16 protein-coding genes are annotated in these 19,323 nt (G+C 73.4%); 8 read left to right on the top strand and 8 right to left on the bottom strand.

Going from position 1 to position 19,323, the window contains the following annotated elements; genetic code table 11:
* The first annotated feature begins 275 nt into the window (after positions 1–275).
* Complete coding sequence (locus H030_RS0116680; RefSeq protein WP_027006949.1) at positions 276–3,776, top strand: M36 family metallopeptidase; 3,501 nt, start codon at positions 276–278, stop codon at positions 3,774–3,776.
* Here the strand turns inward: H030_RS0116680 and H030_RS0116675 are convergent.
* The 3 genes from H030_RS0116675 to H030_RS0116665 are packed head-to-tail and all read right to left on the bottom strand — an operon-like array spanning position 3,773 to position 6,164.
* Entirely contained in the window at positions 3,773–4,339 is a 567-nt protein-coding gene (locus tag H030_RS0116675) for an isochorismatase family protein (RefSeq protein ID WP_027006948.1), read from the bottom strand. The two genes, H030_RS0116680 and H030_RS0116675, sit on opposite strands and share 4 nt — an antisense overlap.
* A complete protein-coding gene (locus H030_RS0116670) occupies positions 4,330–5,748 on the bottom strand; it encodes an MFS transporter (protein WP_027006947.1) in 1,419 nt (472 codons plus the stop codon). The genes H030_RS0116675 and H030_RS0116670 overlap by 10 nt, the downstream gene beginning before the upstream one ends.
* The gene (locus H030_RS0116665) at positions 5,745–6,164 is read right to left on the bottom strand and encodes a MarR family winged helix-turn-helix transcriptional regulator (RefSeq protein ID WP_027006946.1); all 420 of its coding nucleotides are present in this window, start codon (positions 6,162–6,164) and stop codon (positions 5,745–5,747) included. The genes H030_RS0116670 and H030_RS0116665 overlap by 4 nt, the downstream gene beginning before the upstream one ends.
* 79 nt (positions 6,165–6,243) lie before the next feature.
* Here H030_RS0116665 and H030_RS32850 point away from each other — a divergent pair, with 79 nt between their 5' ends.
* Entirely contained in the window at positions 6,244–6,558 is a 315-nt protein-coding gene (locus tag H030_RS32850) for a muconolactone Delta-isomerase family protein (RefSeq protein ID WP_035127854.1), read from the top strand.
* Between the two features lie 5 nt (positions 6,559–6,563).
* Positions 6,564–7,697 carry an XdhC family protein gene (locus H030_RS0116655; RefSeq protein ID WP_035127852.1) on the top strand — a complete coding sequence of 378 codons (1,134 nt, stop codon included), beginning with the start codon at positions 6,564–6,566 and terminating at the stop codon, positions 7,695–7,697.
* Here the strand turns inward: H030_RS0116655 and H030_RS0116650 are convergent.
* A complete protein-coding gene (locus H030_RS0116650; RefSeq protein WP_231398462.1) occupies positions 7,694–9,670 on the bottom strand; it encodes an acetoacetate--CoA ligase in 1,977 nt (658 codons plus the stop codon). The genes H030_RS0116655 and H030_RS0116650 overlap by 4 nt on opposite strands.
* Before the next feature lie 70 nt (positions 9,671–9,740).
* On the opposite strand from H030_RS0116650, the gene H030_RS32845 reads away from it, so the two are divergent.
* The 5 genes from H030_RS32845 to H030_RS37310 all read left to right on the top strand — a co-directional run bounded on the left by H030_RS32845 (position 9,741) and on the right by H030_RS37310 (position 16,376).
* Positions 9,741–10,610 (top strand): LysR family transcriptional regulator, encoded by an 870-nt coding sequence (locus H030_RS32845; RefSeq protein ID WP_035127850.1) that lies wholly within the window; start codon positions 9,741–9,743, stop codon positions 10,608–10,610.
* An 87-nt stretch (positions 10,611–10,697) separates the two neighbouring features.
* Positions 10,698–11,849: a hypothetical protein gene (locus H030_RS0116640; RefSeq protein ID WP_155892101.1), complete on the top strand. Its 1,152-nt coding sequence runs from the start codon at positions 10,698–10,700 to the stop codon at positions 11,847–11,849.
* Positions 11,850–11,981: 132 nt separating this feature from the next.
* Positions 11,982–14,732, top strand: coding sequence for an SBBP repeat-containing protein (locus H030_RS0116635; protein ID WP_155892100.1), 2,751 nt, complete (start codon positions 11,982–11,984; stop codon positions 14,730–14,732).
* An 85-nt stretch (positions 14,733–14,817) separates the two neighbouring features.
* Positions 14,818–15,978 (top strand): efflux RND transporter periplasmic adaptor subunit, encoded by a 1,161-nt coding sequence (locus tag H030_RS32840; protein ID WP_155892099.1) that lies wholly within the window; start codon positions 14,818–14,820, stop codon positions 15,976–15,978.
* A complete protein-coding gene (locus H030_RS37310; protein WP_051222926.1) occupies positions 15,975–16,376 on the top strand; it encodes a DUF5666 domain-containing protein in 402 nt (133 codons plus the stop codon). The genes H030_RS32840 and H030_RS37310 overlap by 4 nt, the downstream gene beginning before the upstream one ends.
* On the opposite strand, the gene H030_RS0116620 is transcribed toward H030_RS37310, so the two are convergent.
* From H030_RS0116620 to H030_RS0116605, 4 genes are read right to left on the bottom strand one after another with little or no spacing between them, the layout of a single operon-like run.
* Positions 16,366–17,379: a zinc-dependent alcohol dehydrogenase family protein gene (locus H030_RS0116620; protein WP_027006940.1), complete on the bottom strand. Its 1,014-nt coding sequence runs from the start codon at positions 17,377–17,379 to the stop codon at positions 16,366–16,368. The genes H030_RS37310 and H030_RS0116620 overlap by 11 nt on opposite strands.
* Before the next feature lie 11 nt (positions 17,380–17,390).
* Complete coding sequence (gene msrA, locus H030_RS0116615) at positions 17,391–17,909, bottom strand: peptide-methionine (S)-S-oxide reductase MsrA (RefSeq protein WP_027006939.1); 519 nt, start codon at positions 17,907–17,909, stop codon at positions 17,391–17,393.
* Between the two features lie 41 nt (positions 17,910–17,950).
* Entirely contained in the window at positions 17,951–18,886 is a 936-nt protein-coding gene (locus H030_RS0116610; RefSeq protein ID WP_051222924.1) for a hypothetical protein, read from the bottom strand.
* Positions 18,883–19,224 carry a hypothetical protein gene (locus tag H030_RS0116605; RefSeq protein ID WP_196809158.1) on the bottom strand — a complete coding sequence of 114 codons (342 nt, stop codon included), beginning with the start codon at positions 19,222–19,224 and terminating at the stop codon, positions 18,883–18,885. Before H030_RS0116605 ends, H030_RS0116610 begins: the two co-directional genes overlap by 4 nt.
* Positions 19,225–19,323: the final 99 nt, after the last annotated feature.

Raw genomic sequence — 19,323 nt, 5'->3', positions numbered from 1 at the left:
GCGGTCCAGAAGCTCGATCAGACCCGCCAGCGACGCGAACGTCGCGACGAGCAGGAGGATGGCGATGATGTCCATGCACACAGCGTGCGTCCGCAGACGTACGTACTCCGTGCAGGCCAGCGCGCCAGATGTACAGATCTCGTACAGGCGCGCTATCGCCAAAGCGCCGATGCACCGATACATTGCGCGACCGATCGAGACGGAGAGGAACGCGCGCGGTGGTGCGACACGGATGGGGCCGCCTGGGCGCGGTGACGGCAGGGATGGCTGTGGCGATGACGTGCGCGGTGGCGCCGGTGGTCGCGTCGGCCGACGACGCGCTGCCGCACCTCGACCGCCGCGGCGCGGAGGTCGCGCGCGACGTCGAGGCCGTGAAGGCCGCGCCCGCCGACGGGCTGCTGACCGGGCCGTCGAACGCGTCGCCGGAGTCGATCGCGCTCGGCTACGTGCGCGCGCACGCGGGGAGCTTCGGCCTCGACGGCGACGACGTCGACACGCTGCAGCTCGTCGCGAGGTCGACCAGCCCGGACGGCATCACCCACCTGCGCTACGACCAGGTCCTCGACGGGGTCGAGTCCTACGACTCGGGCCTCAACGCGCACGTCACGCGCGACGGGCGGCTGATCGAGGTCACCGGCCACGCGGTGGCGGACGCCGCGCTGGACACCACGCGCGCCGCCATCGGCGCGACCGCCTCGCTCGGCACCGCGCGCCAGGCCGCGCACGGCTCCGGCCTGGCGCCGGGGCTGACCGCGTCGTCGCACGACAGCGCGGACTTCACGACCGGCGAGAGCGCGCGGCTGCAGTGGACCGACACCGCCGCCGACGGGCCGCGGCTGGCCTGGAGCGTCACCGCCGACGGCGCGGGCGACACGATGTACAACGTGCTCGTCGATGCGAGCAGCGGCGCGGTCCTGACGCGCACGTCGGTCACCGACGACCTCGGCCAGGCCAACGTCTACCCCAAGGACCCGGATGCCGGCGCGGCGGTCGGCGTCACGATGCCGGCCTCGTGGTACGACGACAACGCCGGCGGCACGCGGCTGTGGGGCGCCAACGCGCGCACCTACGGCGACCGTGACGAGGCGAACCCCGCGCCGGGCCTGGAGTCGGCGGGCACGACGCAGATCCCGGCCAGCGGGCAGAGCGACGGCGGCTACGACTGGCTCTACACCGCCTCGCACACGTTCCCGGGCGCGGGCCCGTGCCCGGTGTCCGGCTGCACGTGGAACTCGGACGCGGACAGGACGGCGACCGAGTCCACCAACCTGAACCAGGCGGCGACCAACGCCCATGTGTTGGTCAACCAGTACCACGACCACCTCGCCGCGGCCCCGATCGGCTTCGACGCGGCGTCGGGCAACTTCCAGCGCGACAACCCCGCGGGCGTCGGCGTGGGCAACGACTACGTGCAGGTCGAGGTCGACGACGGCGGCAACACCACCAACGACATCAACCTGCGCAACAACGCGAACTTCGCCACGCCGCCCGACGGCACGCCGGGCCGGATGCAGATGTACCTGTGGGACACGAGGGACGTCAACGGCGCCGACGTCGCCGACGTCGTCTGGCACGAGTACGGCCACGGCCTCAGCAACCGCCTCGTCGTCACGCCGTCCGGTGCCAGCGAGCTGTACTCCGGCCAGGCCACGATGATGGGCGAGGCGTGGAGCGACTTCTACGCCTTGGACCACCTCGTCAGCCTCGGCCGGATCACCGACACGTCCGCGCCGGCCCAGGTCACGCTCGGCGACTACGTCGTCGGCGCGGGCGGCATTCGCGCCAAGCCGATCGACTGCCCGGTCGACCCGGCCGGCGCGACCGCCGCGTGCAACGGCTACGCGGGCCAGCCGGTCCTGGGCGGCTACACCTACGGCGACATCGCCCACACCAACAACTCCAGCCCGCACAACGGCAGCGAGGTGTTCGCCGAGACGCTGTGGGACCTGCGCACGGCGGTCGGCTCGAACGCCGCGCTGACGCTGGTGACCGGCGGCCTGCGCCTCTCCCCCGCCAACCCCTCCATGTTGGACGAGCGCGACGCGATCCTGCGCGAGGCGGTCGCGATCCGCAGCGCGCCGGGCGCGGCCGACGACTACTACGACGACGTCTGGCGCGCGTTCGCCGCGCGCGGGATGGGCTACGGCGCCTCCACGAGCAGCGCGGGCGCCGCCGACCTCGCGCCGCACGAGGCCTACAACCTGCCCGCAGGCCTGAGGGTCCCGGGCAGCGCGACCGTGTCCGACCCGTACCCGGGCGGGGACAACGACGGGATCGTCGAGCCGGGCGAGACCGTCCGGATCGCCCAGCCGCTGACCGGCGCGGCGCTGACCGACGAGACCGGGATCACCGGGACGCTGACCGCGGTCAGCGGCGGCGGGACGGTCGTGGACGGCAGCGCGACGTGGCCGACGCTGGGCCAGGCGCGCAGCGCGAGCAACACCTCCGCCTTGAGCGTGAGGCTGCCGAGCACGTGCGGCGCGGGCGTCAAGACGAGCCTGACGGCGACCGCGCCGGGCGCCGACGGCGGCACCGTGACGACGCCGGTGTGGGTCGAGACCGGCGCGGGCTCCGCGACGCGCGTCGCGATCCCGGACATGCGGACGGTGACGTCCGGGATCTCCGTGAGCGCGTCCGGCAACGTGACCGACGTCAACGTCCGGATCGACGAGCTGCTGCACACGTGGCTCGGCGACCTGTCGATCAGGCTGATCCACGACGGCGTGAACGTGACGCTGTTCGCCCCCTCCAACTACAACTGGTCGGCGCACGACCTGGAGGGCTTGACCTTCGACGACGAGGCGGCGAGCCCGGTGTCGGAGACCGGGAGCGGTCCGGTCACCGGGAGCGTGCGGCCGGTCGGCGCCCTGTCGGCGTTCGACGGCCATCCGCTGGCGGGCTCGTGGACGCTGTCGATCACCGACAGCAACGTTCCGGACAGCGGGACGCTGGAGGCCTGGGGCCTGAACGCGCCGGGCATCGCGTGCTCGCCGGCGGAGGTCCCGGTGGCGACGACGACCGCGGCGAGCGCGCTCGGCACCGACAGCGCGCAGCTGGCGGGCAGCGTCAACCCGGCGGGCCGCGCGACCGGGCTGCGGTTCGTGTGGGGCACGTCGACCGCGTACGGGCACGCGACCGCGACGCAGGACGTCGGGTCCGGGACCGCGCCGGTGAGCGAGACGGCGACGCTGAAGGCGGCCGACGGGCTCGTGCCGGGCGTCACGTACCACGCGCGCGTCGAGGCGATCCGCGAGAGCGGCGTCGTCGCCGAGACCGGCGAGGACCGGACGTTCACGCTGCCGGGCGGGACCACGCCACCGGACACGACGCCGACCGGCACCACCACCTCGACCGCTACGACGACAACGACAACTTCGACGACGACCAGCACGACCGTGACGCCGGCGCCGCCCGCGGCGCCGCTCACGACGCCCTCGGTCAACGCGCCGCCGGCCGGCCCCGTCCTCGCCGCGCCGGCGTTCGCGGCCCGCCCGAAGGTCGCGATCGCCAGGAAGCGGTCGCACGGGCGGCGCGCGACGACGGTCGCCTTCGCCCTCTCCCGGGCGGCGAGGGTCACCGTCCGGCTCGCGCGCGGGAGCAGGTGCTCCGGCGCGACGTGCAAGCGCTACGCCGGCTACGGCAAGGCCATCGGGTCGACCGTCAAGGACACCAGGTCGGTCGTCGTCAAGTTGGGGTCGTTGCCCAAGGGCAGGTACGAGCTGACGCTCACCCCGGCCGGCGGCAGGGCGGTCACCGTGGCGTTCACCGTCCGCTAGGCGGGCGGCAGCAGCGCGAGGATCTCGGCGGTCGTCCCGGTCTCCGAGATCTTCGGGTAGGTGTTGGCCAGGCTGTAGGCATAGGCGTCGGCGCTGCTGTCGGTCGTGGCGTCGGTCGCGAGCGTGACGTTGAGGCCGCGCTCGTGGGCCTCGCGCGCGGTCGACTCGACGCCGGCGCTGGTCGAGATGCCGGTCAGCACGATCTGCGTGACGCCGCGGTCGCGCAGCTGCTGCTCGAGGTCGGTCGTCGCGAACGCGCCGCGTGAGCGCTTGGTGACGAGGATGTCGGACGGCTGCACGTCGAGCTCGCCGACCAGGCGCGTCCACTCCTCCGGGATCTCGCCCTGGAAGCGCGGCGGGATCTCGGTGCGGCCGGGCGGCTGGGCGTTGACGTTGACGAGCACGACCGGGAGGTCGCGGGCGCGGAAGGCGCCGATCAGCTCGGCGGAGCGGGCGATGACGTCGGCGGCGCTGTTCGGCGCGAGCCCATCCATCCCGACGATGCCGGTCTGCAGGTCGATGACGACGAGGGCGGTCTGGGGATCCAGCTGGGTCACGGGCATGAGTTCTGGTCCTTGGTCTTGGTGAGGAGCGACAGCGAGCGGTCGGCGAGCGTGATGATCAGGAAGAGCACGGCGACGCCGACGAGGAAGAGCGCGAGGTGGTGCAGGCCGGACGTGTCGGCGGTCGCGCCGAAGAACGCGCCGGTGGCCGCCGAGGCGGCGATCGCACCGAGGTAGCCGAAGGTGCGGCTGAGGCCGGCGGAGGCGGCGATGCGCTCGGGCTCGGCCTGGAAGTAGAGGGCGTTCTGGTTGGCGAGGTTGTTGAGGCCCTGCGGGATCCCGAGGATCAGCGCGATCAGGATCGGCAGCCACAGCGGGCTGTTCCCGTCGAGGGCGAAGAGCAGGATGATCGCGATGAGCTGGCAGATGCTCCCGACCACGAGCTTGCCGCGGACCGCCTGGCGGCGGCCGGTGAGGGCGGCGACGACGATCCCGGTGGCGAACATCGGGAGCAGGATCAGGCCCGCCGCCGAGGCCGAGAGGCCGCGGCCGTCCTCCAGCCACTGGGTGAAGCCGTAGAGGAAGGCGTAGGAGATGATCATCGTCAGGATCGTCCGGGCGTAGGTGGCCAGCAGCGGGCCGTTGCCGGAGAGGACGCGCAGGTCGATGAACGGGTCGGTGTGGGTGACGCGCAGCTCGCGGACCGCGAAGGCGGCTCCGAGGGCCGCGGCGATCGCGAGCAGGTACGTGTGGTCGAGGTCGATGTTCATCAGGAACAGCAGCAGCGCGGTCAGCGCGGCGGCGAACAGCGCGATGCCGGGGACGTCGAAGCCATGTTGCTGCTCGTCCGCGTCGACCGTGCGCGTGTGCCTGGGCAGCAGCAGCAGGCCGAGCGCGATGCCGAGCAGGCCGAGCGGGATGTTGATGGCGATGGTCGACCGCCACCCTCCGATCGCGATCAGCAGGCCGCCGAGCGACGGGCCGATCACCGAGATCGTCTGGGTCGAGATCGAGAGCGTCGTCAGCACGCCCGCGGGCGAGTCCTGGCCGGTGCGGCGCGCCTCGGAGCGGATCAGGTACATCGCGGCCGGGTAGCCGGAGCAGGTCCCGAAGCCGAGCAGGACGCGGGCGGCGATCAGGACGCCGAGCGACGGCGCCACCGTCCCGAGCAGGCCGCCGAGGACCATCAGCGCGGAGCCGCCGAGGTAGAGCGGGCGCGGCCCGAACGCGTCGACGAGGCGGCCGACGACCGGCTGGCCGATCGCGGTCGCGAGGTAGAGCGCGGAGACGAGCCACACGGTCTGGCTGACCGGCGCGCCGAACGCGTGCCCGATCGGGACCAGGGACACCGCGATGATCGACGAGTTGATGGGGTTGAAGATCGCGCCGACGATCATCGGGACGATCAGCCTGCGGTCGAACGCGGCCTTCGGCGTCGTCGCCGGTGCGGGTGGCGCGGCGGCGCTCATCGGTCGGTCAACCGCTCCAAGAGCTTCAGCGCCTCGGCGATCTTCGCGCGCTCCTCGGCGGTGTAGCGCTCCTTCAGCGCGGCCGCCAGCCACGACTCCCGCACCGAGCGGTTGTCGGCGACGTAGGCGTGCGCCTCGTCGGTCAGCGCGAGCAGCTGGCGCCGCCCGTCCTCCGGGTCCTGGCTGCGTGTGACGTACCCGCGCTCCTCGAGCGCGGCGACGGTCGCGGCCATCGACTGCGGCCGGACGCCCTCCAGCACCGCGAGGTCGCTCGTGCCCTTCGGCCCGTCCATCAGCCGCGAGAGCACGCTCGTCTGCGACGGCGTCAGCTCGTCGAGGCTCGAGACCTCGCGCAGCTTGCGGCGCAGCCGGCTGAGGCCGATCCGAAGCTCCCGCGCGATGTGTGCTGCGTCCATGACATCTACAGTAGCAACTGTACAGTTGGACTGAAGACTTTCGCGTCCGCACGCCAACACCGGGAAGATGCAGGACGCCATGGAGTACCTCATCGACTTCCTGATCACGTTCCCGGCCGACATGCCCGCCGAGCGGCGGACCGAGCTGCTGACGGCGGAGGCCGACGCGGTCGCCGAGCTGGCCGAGCGCGGGCACGCGCTGCGGGTCTGGCGCCCGCTCGAGGCGGCGGACGCCGCGGCCGGCGACGACCCGCCGCTGCACGTCATCGGGCTCTACGTGGCCGCGGACAACGCGGAGCTGGAGGCGCTGCTGGACGACCTGCCGTTGGCGGAGTGGATCGCCTACTCCTACACGCCGCTGGAGCCGGCGGGCTCGGACCCGGGCCGCAAGTAGCCGGCATGGACGCGCGCGCGGTGCGGACGGCGGTGGCGTGGCTGGCCGAGGGGCGGCGGGTCGCTGCCGCGACGCTGGTCGAGGTCGTCGGCAGCGCGCCGTTCGAGCTCGGCGCGACGCTGCTGGTCGCCGAGGGCGGCGCGATCGAGGGGTCGGTCACCGGCGGGTGCGTCGAGGGGGCGCTGGTCGAGGAGGCGCGCGCGGTGCTGGACGGCGGCGACGGCGACGGCGCGCGGGCGCGGGTCGTCACGTACGGGATCAGCGACGAGCAAGCTGTAGGCGTTGGCCTGGCGTGCGGTGGGACGGTCCGGGTCCTGGTCGGCGAGCTGGACGAGGCGGCGCCGTTGGAGGCGGTCGCCGACGCGCTGGAGGACGGCGTCCCGGCCGCGCTGGCGCTGCTGCTCGACGGGCCACAGGCGGGCGCGCGGCTGGCGGTTGTCGGGCAGGATGATGTGGTCGGTGGGTTCGGCGTGACCGCGCTGCTGGACCACGGCGTCGCGCGCGACGCGCGCGGGTTCCTGGACGAGGGCCGGTCCGGGCTGCGCGGCTACGGCGCCGCGGGCGAGACGCTCGGCAGCGCGCTGCGGGTGGCGATCCACAGCCACGCGACGCCGCCGTCGATGGTCCTGTTCGGCGCGACCGACTACGCGGCCGCGCTGGCGCGTGCCGCCGGGCTGATCGGCTACCGCGTGACGATCGTCGACGCGCGCTCGGCGTTCGCGGCCGGCCCGCGGTTCACGCAGCACGCCGAGGTCGTCGTCGCGTGGCCGGGCGAGCACCTCCCGCGCACGCGGCTGGGGCCGCGCGACGCGGTGCTCGTCCTGACCCACGACCCGAAGTTCGACGAGCCGGCGTTGTTGTCGTCCTTGCAGACGGGCGCCGGGTACATCGGCGCGCTCGGCTCGCGCCGCACCGCCGCCGCGCGCGCGCAGCGCCTGCGCGACCTGGGCGTGACCGACGCCGAGCTGGCGCGGATCAGCGCGCCGTGCGGGCTGGACGTCGGCGCGCGCACGCCGGAGGAGACGGCGGTCGCCGTGCTCGGCGAGATCCTCGCGCTGCGCGCGGGCCGCGCGGGCGGGCGGCTGGCCGAGGCGTCCGGGCCGATCCACCCGCGCGAGCAGGCGCCGGCGCGGCGCTAGGCGGAGGCCGGCGCCGCCGCCAGCGCGGCGAAGGCGTCGAGCGCCTCCGGGTTGGCGAGCGCGTCGCGGGCGGCGACGCGGTCCGGCGGCTCGCCCATGAGGATGCGCTTGACCGGGACCTCGAGGGTCTTGCCGGAGAGCGTGCGCGGCAGCGCGGCGACCTGGGTGATCGCGTTGGGGACGTGGCGCGGGGAGCAGTCCGCGCGGATGCGGCGCTTGATGGTGATGCGGAGGTCGTCGTCGAGCGTGACGCCGTCGCGCAACACCAGGAACAACGGCATCCAGCCGTCGTCGAAGCCGGCGCGGCCGGGGACGTCGACGACGAGGGCGTCGACCACGTCGGGCTCGGCGAGGACCGCGCGGTAGATCTCGCTCGTCCCCATCCGGATGCCGCCGCGGTTGATGGTGGAGTCGCTGCGCCCGTGGATGACCGCGGTGCCGCGCGGCGTGATCTCGATCCAGTCGCCGTGGCGCCAGACGCCGGGGTAGTGCTGGAAGTACGCGTCGCGGTAGCGGGAGCCGTCGTCGTCGCCCCAGAAGCCGACGGGCATCGAGGGCAGCGGCTGGGTCAGGACGAGCTCGCCGACTTCGCCTATGAGTTGCTCGCCGTCCTCCGACCACGCCTGGAGGTCGGCGCCGAGCGCGCGCGCCTGCAGCTCGCCACGGTGGACGGGCAGCGTCGGGACGCCGCCGACGAACGCGCTGACGACGTCGGTCCCGCCGGAGGTGGAGAACAGCCAGGTGTCGGCGCCGAGCTGCTCGTAGACCCAGGCGAAGCCGTCGGGCGAGAGCGGCGAGCCGGTCGAGCCGATGGCGTGCAGCCTGCTGAGGTCGCGGCCGTCCTGCTGGGGCTCGACGCCGGCCTTCATGCAGGCGCCAAGGTAGGACGCGCTGGTCCCGAAGGTCGTGACGCCGGCCTCGGCGGCGAGGTCCCAGAGGCGGTCGAGCGACGGCGTCCCGGGGTTGCCGTCGAAGAGGACGATCGACGCCTCGGTGAGGAGCACGCCGACGAGGAAGTTCCACATCATCCAGCCGGTCGTCGTGAACCAGAAGACGCGGTCGCCGGGGCGGGCGTCGAGGTGCAGGTGCATGACCTTGAGCTGCTCGAGCAGGACGCCGCCGTGGCCGTGGACGATCGGCTTCGGCAGGCCGGTGGTGCCGGAGGAGTAGAGGATCCAGAGCGGGTGGTCGAAGGGGACGCGGGTGAAGCCGAGGTCGCGCGGCGCGTCGCCCTCGGCGCCGAGGCCGTCCCACGCCAGCGCGCCGTCCGGGAGGTCGAGGCCGAGGTGGGAGACCATGATGGTGTGGTCGATCGACGGGATCCCGGCGCGCAGCTGCGCGACCGTGTCGCGGCGGTCGAAGTCCCTGCCGCCGTAGCGGTAGCCGTCGACCGCGAGCAGCACCTTCGGCTCGATCTGCGCGAAGCGGTCGGCGACCGCGCGGGCGCCGAACTCGGGCGCGGCCGACGACCAGATCGCGCCCAGCGACGCGGTCGCCAGGAACGCCGCCACGGTCTCGGGCGCGTTCGGGAGGTAGGCGGCGACGCGGTCGCCGCGCCGGACGCCGAGGGCGCGTAGCGCGCCGGCGATCCGCGCGGTCTCGTCGTGCAGCCGGCCCCACGTCCAGGACTGGACGCCGTCCGCGCGCTCGGAGGCGAACTGGATGGCGAGCGCGTCCGGGTCGCGATCGCGGAACACGTGCTCGGCGTGGTTGAGGCGCGTGCCCGGGTACCAGCGGGCGCCGGGCATCGCCGCGTCGGCCAGCACGGGGGTGCGCGGGCCGTCGCTCTGGACGTCGTAGTAGTCCCAGATCGCGTCCCAGAACGAGGCGATGTCGCCGACCGACCAGTCCCAGAGCTGGTCGTAGGACTCGGTCACCTTGACCTGCCGCGTCTCCTGGACCCAGCGGGCGAACGCGGTGATCTGGGCGTCCGCGACCCGCGCCGCGCTGGGGGTCCACAGCAGGCTCTCCATCGCGCCACCCTCCCGCATGGCGCGGCTGCTGTCCAAGACATAGCTGGGCTTGATTCAATGCCGAGTCGGAATGGAGCTTCACCAGCTGCGGTACCTCGTGTTGTTGTCGGAAGAGCTGAGCTTCACGCGCGCGGCGGCGCGCGGGAACGTCGCGCAGCCCGCGCTGTCGCGGCAGATCCAGAAGCTGGAGGACGAGCTCGGCGTCCCGCTCGTGGACCGGACGTCGCGGCGCGTGTCGCTGACGCCGACCGGCGCCGAGGTCGTCCAGCATGCGCGCCGGATCCTCGACGAGGTCGACGCGACGCGCACGGCCGTCCAGGGCGTGACGGCGCTGCTGCGCGGCCGGCTCACCCTCGGCGTGACGCTGACGCCCGGGCCGTTCGACGTCGCCGCGGCGCTGGCGGCGTTCCACGAGCAACATGCAGCAGTCGAGTTGTCGTTGAAGGAGGCGCTGAGCGTCGACCTCGCCGATCGCCTCCGTCGCGACGAGCTGGACCTGGCGATCATCTCCGGCATCCCGGACCGCGCCCGCGCAGGCCTGGAGCTCCGTCCCCTCAGCAGCGAGCCCCTCCAGGTCGTGCTCCCGCCCCACCACCGCCTCGCCTCCCGCTCCTGGCTCCGCCTCCGCGACCTGGCGCCCGAGCCCTTCATCGCCTTCCCACCCGGAGCCACGATCCGCGAGACCTTCGAGCAAGCGGCCGCCTCCGCAGGCTTCACGCCGTCGATCGCGCTCGAGTCCAACGACACAGCGCGCATCCGGGCGCTCGTGTCCCACGGCCTCGGCATCACCCTCCTCCCCACCACCGACGCCGCCCGCCCCGGCCCACCCATCATCGCCCTCCCCCTCCGAGCAGCGCACCTCACCCACACCATCCACCTCGCCCACCGCCGCGAACGCCACCTCCCACCCGCCGCCTCCACCTTCGCGACGATCCTCTAGGCCAACCGTCAACAGAGCAACGCACAACTTCCGCCAACTTGGAGCGATCAGCATTGCTTCTCCAACCGGCCGAAGGTATACGTGGCCATGCTCGTCTCAGCACGCACGGTCCTGCGCCTCGCCCTCACCTCGCTGACCCTGATCGTCCTCGCCGCGCTGCCCATGCAGGCGCAGGCCGTCGGCTGGCTGCCGCACTCGCTCGTCTTCCCGCCGGGCATCACCAACGAGAACCTGAACGGGATCTCCTGCGCGACCGGGGCGTCGTCGTGCCTGGCCGTCGGCCAAGACTTCAACGGCGTCGGCGGCGCGCACGCCGAGATCGGCGCGGGCTCGGGCTGGACGGCGCAATCCACCGTCGTCCGCAACCCCGGCCCGAAGAACGGCGCGTTCCTCGGCGCGTCGTGCGTCACGACCACGACGACGTGCGTGGCCGTCGGCCAGTGGGGCACCAGCAGCGGCGGCCAGCAGGCGATGGCCCAGGAGCCCGCGACGCCGACCTGGTCGCTGCAGACCCCGAGCGCCGGCGGCAGGTTCCGCTTCAACGCGGTCTCGTGCACGAACCCCACGGCCGGCGCCTGGTGCATGGCCGTCGGCTTCCAGAACACCAGCTCGACGCTGGCGATGACCGCCAGCGGGCCGAGCTTCTCGACGTGGACCAACGCGTCCGCGCCCGCGGGCACCGTCCTCAACGGCGTCTCCTGCGTCGAGAAGGCGACCGGCGGCCACTGGTGCATGGCGGTCGGGTCGTCGGGCTCGGCCGCGCTGGTCGAGGTCTACGACGCCGGCACCTGGAGCACACTGGCCGCTCCGGCGGTCGGGACCACGTCCTACCCGGTCTACGGCGTCAGCTGCCGGTCGGAGAGGTGGTGCGCGATCACCGGCGACCTCAACGGCGGCGGCACGCACAACGCGATCGTCCAGATCTGGAACGGCAGCACCTGGACGAGCCCCGTCCTGCCGACCAAGCCGTCCGGGACGACCCAGTCGGTCGGCTACGGGATCTCCTGCGTCTCCACCACCGAGTGCTACGCGGTCGGCGAGGGCAACACGCCCGGCCCGCAGCCGTGGGCCGCCAAGTGGGACGGGACGAGGTGGGCCAGCCAGACCGCGACCGCGGCGCCGGGGGCGACCGGCGCCACGCTGCGCGGCGTCTCCTGCCCCGCGACCAACCACTGCGAGGCCGCGGGCTGGAGCCTGTTCAGCGGGACCCCGACCGGGTTGATCGAGACCTACATCTGAGCGGCTGAGCAGGACGCGGCGCCGCGCGAGCGGCGCCGTGCCACCGGCGTACGTCATTGCACGTACGTGGGTGGTGGACCTGGTCGAACGGCTGAGGTCGGCGGCCGGCGCGGACCTATGCTCGCGCGCATCATGGGCGCGATCGCTTGGAGTGGGCCGTCGGTGGGACGGCGGACGATGGCCGGTGTCGTGCTGGCGGCGGCGGGTGCGGGCGGCCTGGCCGCCGCGCTGCTCGGCGGCGCGGAGCACGTCGCCGCGCACCGGGCGGTGACGCCCGCGGCGCTGCCGCTGGTCTTCGAGGCCAACCGCGGGCAGGCGCCCGCGGAGGTCCGGTTCGTCGCGCACGCGTCCGGCGCCACGCTGGGCTTCGCGCGCGGCGACGTCCGGATCGCGGCGCGCGACGGCCAGCTCCGGATGACCGCCGTCGGCGGCCGCCTCGGCGAGCCGCTGGCCGCCGCGCCGCAGTCCGGGCGCGTCAACTACCTCGTCGGCGCCGACCGGGCGCGCTGGCTCCGGGACGTCCCGACCTACGGGCAGGTCCGCTACCGCTCGGTCTGGCCCGGGATCGACCTGCTGTTCCGCGGCACGCAGGGCGCGCTGGAGTACGACGCGCAGGTCGCGCCCGGCGCCGACCCGCGGCGCATCGCGCTCGCGCTGCCCGGCGCCGAGCGCGTCCGGGCGACGCGCGACGGCGGCGTGACCGCGACGCTCGCCGGCCGCCCCGCGCTGCGGATGGCCCCGCCGGTCGCCTACCAGGACGGCGCGGACGGCCGGCGCACCGTGATCGCCAGCCACCTCGTCGTTCGCCACCGTCACGTCGGCTTCGCGCTCGGCACCTACGATCGTTCGCGACCGTTGACCATCGACCCGTCGGTCGCGCTCTCCAGCTTCGTCGGCGGCAGGTCGTCGGTGATCGTCGGCGTCGGCGCCGACGCGCAGTCCGACGTCTACGTCGCCGGCCACACCCCCGGCGGCAACGACCTCGCGACGACGCCCGGCGCCTACCAGCCGGCCCACGCGGGCAGCGCGAGCGACGGCAACTCCGACGTCGTGGTCGAGAAGCTCAACCCCAGCGGCACCGCCGTCCTCTACGCGACCTACCTCGGGACGAGCGGGTTCGACTACGACGTCGGCCTGGCGGTCGACGCGGCGGGCAACGCCTACATCTCGGGAACGACCAACGCGACGACCGGCTTCCCGACGACGAGCGGCGCGCTGCAGACCACCTATGGCGGCAGCTACGCCGACGGCTACATCACCAAGCTCGACCCGACCGGCGCCCACCTCGTCTACTCCACGCTGATCGGCGGCGCCGGGCAGGACAGCATGCGCAACGTCGCGCTGCACGCCGACGGCTCGGTCTCGTTCGGCGGGAACTTCCCCAGCTACCACGGCTGCGACAGCAGGGGCGGCGCGGTCGGGCGGCTGAACGCCGCGGGCAGCGCGCTGTCGTTCTACACCTGCGTGAGCGGCGGGGTGCCGTACGGGGTTGCGGTCGGCCCGAGCGACAGCACGTACGTGGCGGGCCTGACGCAGTCCGCGTCGTTCGGCTCGATCACCGCGACGCCGGGCGCCGCGCAGACCGCGTTCTCCGGCAAGGACATGTACGCCAACAACGCGTTCGCCCAGAAGTACGACGCGTCCGGCGCCGTCGTCTACAGCACGTTCCTGGGCGGCGGCGCGACGGCCAGCGACAGCGCCGCGGCGATCGCGGTCGACGCGAGCGGCAACGCCTACGTGACGGGCGTCAGCACCGCCGCAGGCTTCCCGACGACGAGCGGCGCGGTCCAGACGGCGTCGCCGGGCGGCAACGACGCGTTCGCGCTGAAGCTCAACCCGGCGGCCACGAGCGTGCTCTACGCCACGCTGCTTGGCGGCACCGCCACCGACCGCGGCGAGGGGATCGCGGTCGACGGCGACGGCCACGCCTACGTCACCGGCGCAGCGAGCGCGGGCTTCCCGGTCACCTCCGACGCCGCGCAGCCGGGCTTCGGCGGCAGCTTCAGCGACGCGTACCTGACCGAGCTGGCGACCGACGGCAAGTCGTTGGTCTACTCGACCTACCTCGGCGGCAGCGGCCAGGACAGCGGCTACGGCGCGGCGATGGCGCCCAACGGCAACGTGCTGTTCGGGGGCGGCGCGGGCGGGCCGTTCCCGGTGACCAACGGCGCAGCCAACACGACCGCGGGCGCGGGCGGCTTCGTCGCCGAGATCGGCGCGCCGGTCGCCGGCGGCGGCGGTGGCCTGGGCGGCGGCGGTGGCGGGCAGACCACCACGACGACCGTGACCAACGGGGACGGCACCACGACCACGGTCACGACCGTGACGCCGGTGACGGCGCCCGGCCTGGTTGAGACGCTGACGACGTCCTCGGGCCAGCAGATCACGATCAGGACGCTGCCCGGTCAGGAGGGCTACGCGGCGCTCGAGCAGCACCTGCTCGGCGGGCTCAGCGGCGACGACATGGCGCGGCTGCTGGCCAACGGCGGGTTCTCGGTCCAGATCCCGCTGACCTACCCGGCCTACCCCGGGACCTACAGCGGGCAGGGCACGGCGTCGCCGTCCGGGATCCCGGGCTACGACGGCCAGGGCGTCGGCGGCGGAGCGCCTCCGGGCTATGACTCGGCGGTCGCGTCCGCGGCGGCCAGGCGCAGGCCGGTCACGCTGTTCACGTTCCGGCACACCTACACCAGGCTCGGGACCTACACGGCCAGGGTCAAGCTGACCGCGGCGGGCAAGAAGCTGCTGCGCGCGGCGAACAGGGCGCACAGGAAGCTCAAGGTCACCGTGTCGGTCACGGTCGCCGCCAAGGGGCACAGGACCGTCAGGCACCACGGCTCGGTGACGCTCAAGCCGGGGAAGGCCGCGGCCAGGAAGAAGTAAGCCGGGCCGAAGAACCGCGCGATCCTCGGCGTTCGCTCAGGGTCCCCTCGACGTCTGCCCGGGATGGCGCGGGAGGGTGACGGTCATGTTCAGACGGCTGCGGGCCAACCCGCTCGCACTCCTGCTCGGCGCGGTCGCGGTGGCCGCCGTGGCGTTCTCGGTCTGCGCGCTGGGCAGCGACACGCCCGCGGCGACCGCGACCGAGCGCACGGTGACGGTCGGCAAGGGCGTCGTGCAGTCGACGGTGTCCGGGAGCGGCAGCCTGGAGCCGCGGTCGACGCACGACCTGTCGTTCGGCGCGAGCGGCAGGGTGACGGCGGTGTACGTCGCGGCGGGCGACACGGTCAGGGCGGGCGCGCTGCTCGCGAAGATCGACCCGAGCAGCGCGGCGGCGACGCTGGCGCAGGCCAGGGCGGACCTGCAGGACGCCGAGGACGCGCTCGACAGCGCGGACGCCGATGGCACGGCGGCGGCGCAGGCCAAGGTCGATGCGGACGAGCTGACGGTCAGGGACGCCGAGGAGGCGCTGGCGGGGACCACGTTGTACGCACCGGTCGGCGGGACGATCGCGGATGTGGGCGTGAGCGTGGGCGACGCGGTGAGCACGTCGTCCGGCACCGCGATCGAACTGGTCGACGTCAAGCGCTACAAGATGACGGTCGCGCTCGGCGAGTCCGACGTCAACGCCGTGAGGGCCGGCCAGGCCGCGACGGTCACGGTCAGCGCGGCGGACTCCGAGGAGCTCGCCGCGAGGGTCCTGTCGGTGGACCTGCTGTCGGCGTCGTCTTCGTCGTCGTCGTCTTCTTCGTCGTCGTCGTCGTCGAGCGACTCGTCGGCGAGCGCGGTCAGCTACTCGGTGACGCTGGAGCTGACGCAGTCGTCCTCGAAGCTGAAGTCGGGCATGAGCGCGACGGCGGAGATCGTGACCGCGCAGAGCTCCGGGCTCGTCGTGCCGACCGCGGCGATCAGCGGCGGCACGGTGACGGTCGTCAGGAACGGCGTGAAGGCGGCGCGGTCGGTGCAGACCGGCGTCGCGGGCGACAGCGTCACGCAGGTCACGTCGGGCCTGACCGCGGGCGAGCAGGTCGTCGTGACCAGCGCCAGCGCGGCGGCGGGCGCCGGGGCGTCGACGACCTCGTCGTCGTCCGGATCCGGAGGCCAGCAGCAGAGCAGCTCGGGCTTGACCGGCGCGCTCGGCGGAGGCGGAGGCGGAACCGGCGGCCCGCCCGCGGGAGCAACACCATGAACAAGATCCCTGCCATCACCACCCTCGCCGCCGTCGCGCTCGCGGCCGCCGGCTTCTACGGCGGCGTCGAGGTGCAGAAGCACCAGACGAGCAGCGGCGGCTCCGCGCGCGCCGCGGTCGGCGGCGCCGGTCCACCCTCCGGCGGCGTGCCGAGCAGCGCCGGCACCGCGACGACCGGCACGGTCACGTCGATCGCCGACGACGGCACGATCTCCCTGAAGACCTCCGACGGCACGACCGTCAAGGTCAAGACCACCAAGAACGCCACGGTCACCCGCAACGCCAGGACCAGCGCCTCCGAGGTCCACCCCGGCGACTCCGTCACCGTCCAGGGCACCACCGCCGCCGACGGCACCGTCACCGCCGGCTCCCTCAGCGCGAGCTCCGCTACGGGGTGATGATCGTCACGCCCGCGGGCGACGCGGTGCTCATCGCCGGGAGCGTGTCCGGGACGTCGTCGAGGCCGATCCGTCGCGTGATCAGGCGGGCCGGGTCGAGGCGGCCGGTGGTGACGAGGTCGAGCATCGCCGGGTAGGCGTGGGCGGCGAGGCCGTGGGAGCCGAGGAGCTCCAGCTCGCGGCCGATCACGAGGTCGAGCGGGACCGCGGCGGGCTCCGGCATCAGGCCGACCTGGACGTGCCGGCCGCGCTTGCGCAGCCCGGAGATCGAAGCGACGACGGCGTCCGGGTGGCCGATCGCGTCGAGGCTGAGATGGGCGCCGCCGCCGGTGACGTCGCGGACGTCGGTCCCGGCCGGGACGGCCACCTCGGCGCCGACCGCGCGGGCCAGCTCCAGGGCGCTCGGCGCGACGTCGACCGCGACGACCCGCGCTCCGGCGGCCACGGCGATCATGATCGCCGACAGGCCGACCCCGCCGCAGCCGTGCACGGCGACCCACTCCCCCGCCTGGACGCGCCCGACCTGCAGGACCGCGCGCCAGGCCGTCGCGAACCGGCAGCCGAGCGACGCGGCGGCCGCGGCGTCGAGGCCGTCGGGCAAGGCCACCAGGTTGACATCGGCCCAGTCCAGCGCGACCAGCTCGGCGAACGCGCCCCAGTGCGTGAACCCCGGCTGGCGCTGGTCGTCGCAGATCTGGTGGTCGCCCTGCGCGCACGTCGGGCACGTCCCGCAGGCGTTGACGAACGGCACCGTGACGCGGTCGCCCGCGCGCCAGCGCCTGACGTCGGCGCCGGCCGCGACGACCGTCCCGGCCAGCTCGTGCCCCGGGACGTGCGGCAGCGACGGGATGTCCGGGTCGTGCCCGATCCACCCGTGCCAGTCGCTGCGGCACAGCCCCGCCGCCTCGACCGCGACGACGACGCCGTGCCGCGGCGGCTGCGGGTCGGCGACGTCGTCGACCCGCAGCGGGCCCCCGAACTCCTCGAACAGCACCGCGCGCATGCGCGCGGTGCTCAGGAGGCGGCGGTCTCGCGGTGGGGCAGCTTCCAGCCGGGGCGCGGGAAGTGGCAGGTGTAGCCGTTGGGGATCCGCTGGAGGTAGTCCTGGTGCTCGGGCTCGGCCTCCCAGAACGGCACGGCCTCGCTGACCTCGGTGACGACCCTGCCCGGCCACAGGCCGGAGGCGTCGACGTCGGCGATCGTGTCCAGCGCGACCTGCCGCTGCTCGTCGTTGGTGTAGAAGATCTCGGACCGGTAGCTCGACCCGACGTCGTTGCCCTGGCGGTCCTTGGTCGACGGGTCGTGGATCTGGAAGAAGAACTCCAGGATGTCGCGGTAGGAGATCCGTTCGGGGTCGAAGACGATCTCGACCGCCTCCGCGTGGCCCGGGTGGTTGCGGTAGGTCGGGTTGTCGTTGCTGCCGCCGGTGTAGCCGACGCGCGTCGCGATGATGCCGTCCCGCGCGCGCAGCAGCTCCTGCACGCCCCAGAAGCACCCACCCGCGAGGATCGCCGTCTCTGTGTTCTCGGCCATCGCCATCTCCTTGCTTCGCAGCTCGCCTGTCCGGGACCAGTCTAGGCGGCGGTGAACACCACGATGCCGCGGCGGGCGCTCTCGACGCCGCCGGTCAGGCCGGAGAACATGATCCGGGCCAAGAGGAAGACGTCGACCGAGGAGTGGACGGCCTCGGTCGTCGGGTCGACCTCGTCCGGGAGTGTCACCGAGAACGGCAGCGTCGTGGTCTCGCCCTCGCGCAGCTGCAGGTCCTCGGCGATCTTGATCGGTGGGCGTGTCTGCGTTTCCGTGTCGAGGGCCGGCGTCCGCTCGAGCGGGTGCGAGGTGAAGACGGTCATGAAGTACACGGCCAGCTCGCCGGTGCGGGAGATGGGCTCGCGCGGGGTCAGCGCGATCGTGCCGGCGATGACGTCGCCGGGCCGGTAGCACGTGCGCTCGGTCGTGATGTCCCACTCGATCGAGTTGTGCATGACCCTGGTGCCCTGGATCAGCGGCATGGCGGCGGGCGGCGGGTCGGGCGCGGCGATGAGCACCTCGAACGGTTGGGCGGCTTCGACATCGCGCCCGGGCCGTGCGACGCGCAGCCGGGCCTCCCACGTGACGGTGCTGCGCGACGTCCCCGGCGCCCACGACGGGACGCGCAGCCGGACCTCGTGCTCACCGGCGCGGAGGGTGCCGCCGGCGACGGGCAGCGGCTGGTTCAGCGCGGCGACCCAGTCCGAGGTGCTGCGGTCGGAGCCGTAGTCGGTGCCGACCTGGTCCATCGTGACGAGCGACATGTCGTCGAACTTCGCCGCGGCGTCGTGGCGCCCGGCCCAGCGGTAGCGGTAGGTGTTGCCGTAGCCGAGCTCGACGACCGCCGAATCGACCTTGTCGATCGGCTCCGGGAGGGTGACGACGACCCGGACCTCGTCGGTGGCGGTGACCGTCTGCGGCGTGACCCCCACCGTCGCGGCGGCGGCCGCCCTGCCCGGGATCAGGCGCGAGAGCCTCATCGACCCTTCCGGGCCTTCAGCTCCTCCTGGAAGGCGGCGTACTCCTCCGGGTTCTTGCGCTTGTGGCGTGCGCGGACCGGCCAGAACAACACCATCAAGATCGCTTCCAGGAGCTTGCCGACCAGCCACACCGGCCACGCAAGCAAGACCATGAACAACCACGCCGGGTAGATCAAGATCAAGCAGAACTGCAAGAACTGCTTGATCCCAGCCGGGTAGCCATCAGCCTGCGAGAGCAAGAACTTGGGGTTGATCGCAGCACCAAGCTTCCCAGCCCAACTCCCAGCCTCGGCGAGCTCCTTCTCCGGCTCACTGGCATCCGACCCCCGCTCAGCCATCGTGGCACCACGCTGCGGCCGAGGCGGCTCACTCAGAGACATAGCGCCGAATTCTCGCGGAACGAGCCGGCGCCGAGCTGGCGGAAAGTCCAGTTGTGG

Source organism: Conexibacter woesei Iso977N (genome assembly GCF_000424625.1).
Taxonomy (GTDB): domain Bacteria; phylum Actinomycetota; class Thermoleophilia; order Solirubrobacterales; family Solirubrobacteraceae; genus Baekduia; species Baekduia woesei_A.
Note: the sequence above shows the minus strand (reverse complement) of the source record. Positions and strands in the feature narration are given on the sequence as shown.

Bases quoted from the DNA above. Each gene is read 5' to 3' on its own strand.
- H030_RS32845 (WP_035127850.1), top strand. From the start codon at position 9,741: ATGGAGCTTCACCAGCTGCGGTACCTCGTGTTGTTGTCGGAAGAGCTG.
- H030_RS0116650 (WP_231398462.1), bottom strand. From the start codon at position 9,670: ATGGAGAGCCTGCTGTGGACCCCCAGCGCGGCGCGGGTCGCGGACGCC.
- H030_RS0116670 (WP_027006947.1), bottom strand. From the start codon at position 5,748: ATGAGCGCCGCCGCGCCACCCGCACCGGCGACGACGCCGAAGGCCGCG.
- H030_RS0116655 (WP_035127852.1), top strand. From the start codon at position 6,564: ATGGACGCGCGCGCGGTGCGGACGGCGGTGGCGTGGCTGGCCGAGGGG.
- H030_RS32840 (WP_155892099.1), top strand. From the start codon at position 14,818: ATGTTCAGACGGCTGCGGGCCAACCCGCTCGCACTCCTGCTCGGCGCG.
- H030_RS0116675 (WP_027006948.1), bottom strand. From the start codon at position 4,339: ATGCCCGTGACCCAGCTGGATCCCCAGACCGCCCTCGTCGTCATCGAC.
- H030_RS0116635 (WP_155892100.1), top strand. From the start codon at position 11,982: ATGGGCGCGATCGCTTGGAGTGGGCCGTCGGTGGGACGGCGGACGATG.
- H030_RS0116665 (WP_027006946.1), bottom strand. From the start codon at position 6,164: ATGGACGCAGCACACATCGCGCGGGAGCTTCGGATCGGCCTCAGCCGG.
- H030_RS0116640 (WP_155892101.1), top strand. From the start codon at position 10,698: ATGCTCGTCTCAGCACGCACGGTCCTGCGCCTCGCCCTCACCTCGCTG.
- msrA (WP_027006939.1), bottom strand. From the start codon at position 17,909: ATGGCCGAGAACACAGAGACGGCGATCCTCGCGGGTGGGTGCTTCTGG.
- H030_RS0116610 (WP_051222924.1), bottom strand. From the start codon at position 18,886: ATGAGGCTCTCGCGCCTGATCCCGGGCAGGGCGGCCGCCGCCGCGACG.
- H030_RS37310 (WP_051222926.1), top strand. From the start codon at position 15,975: ATGAACAAGATCCCTGCCATCACCACCCTCGCCGCCGTCGCGCTCGCG.
- H030_RS0116605 (WP_196809158.1), bottom strand. From the start codon at position 19,224: ATGGCTGAGCGGGGGTCGGATGCCAGTGAGCCGGAGAAGGAGCTCGCC.
- H030_RS32850 (WP_035127854.1), top strand. From the start codon at position 6,244: ATGGAGTACCTCATCGACTTCCTGATCACGTTCCCGGCCGACATGCCC.
- H030_RS0116680 (WP_027006949.1), top strand. From the start codon at position 276: ATGACGTGCGCGGTGGCGCCGGTGGTCGCGTCGGCCGACGACGCGCTG.
- H030_RS0116620 (WP_027006940.1), bottom strand. From the start codon at position 17,379: ATGCGCGCGGTGCTGTTCGAGGAGTTCGGGGGCCCGCTGCGGGTCGAC.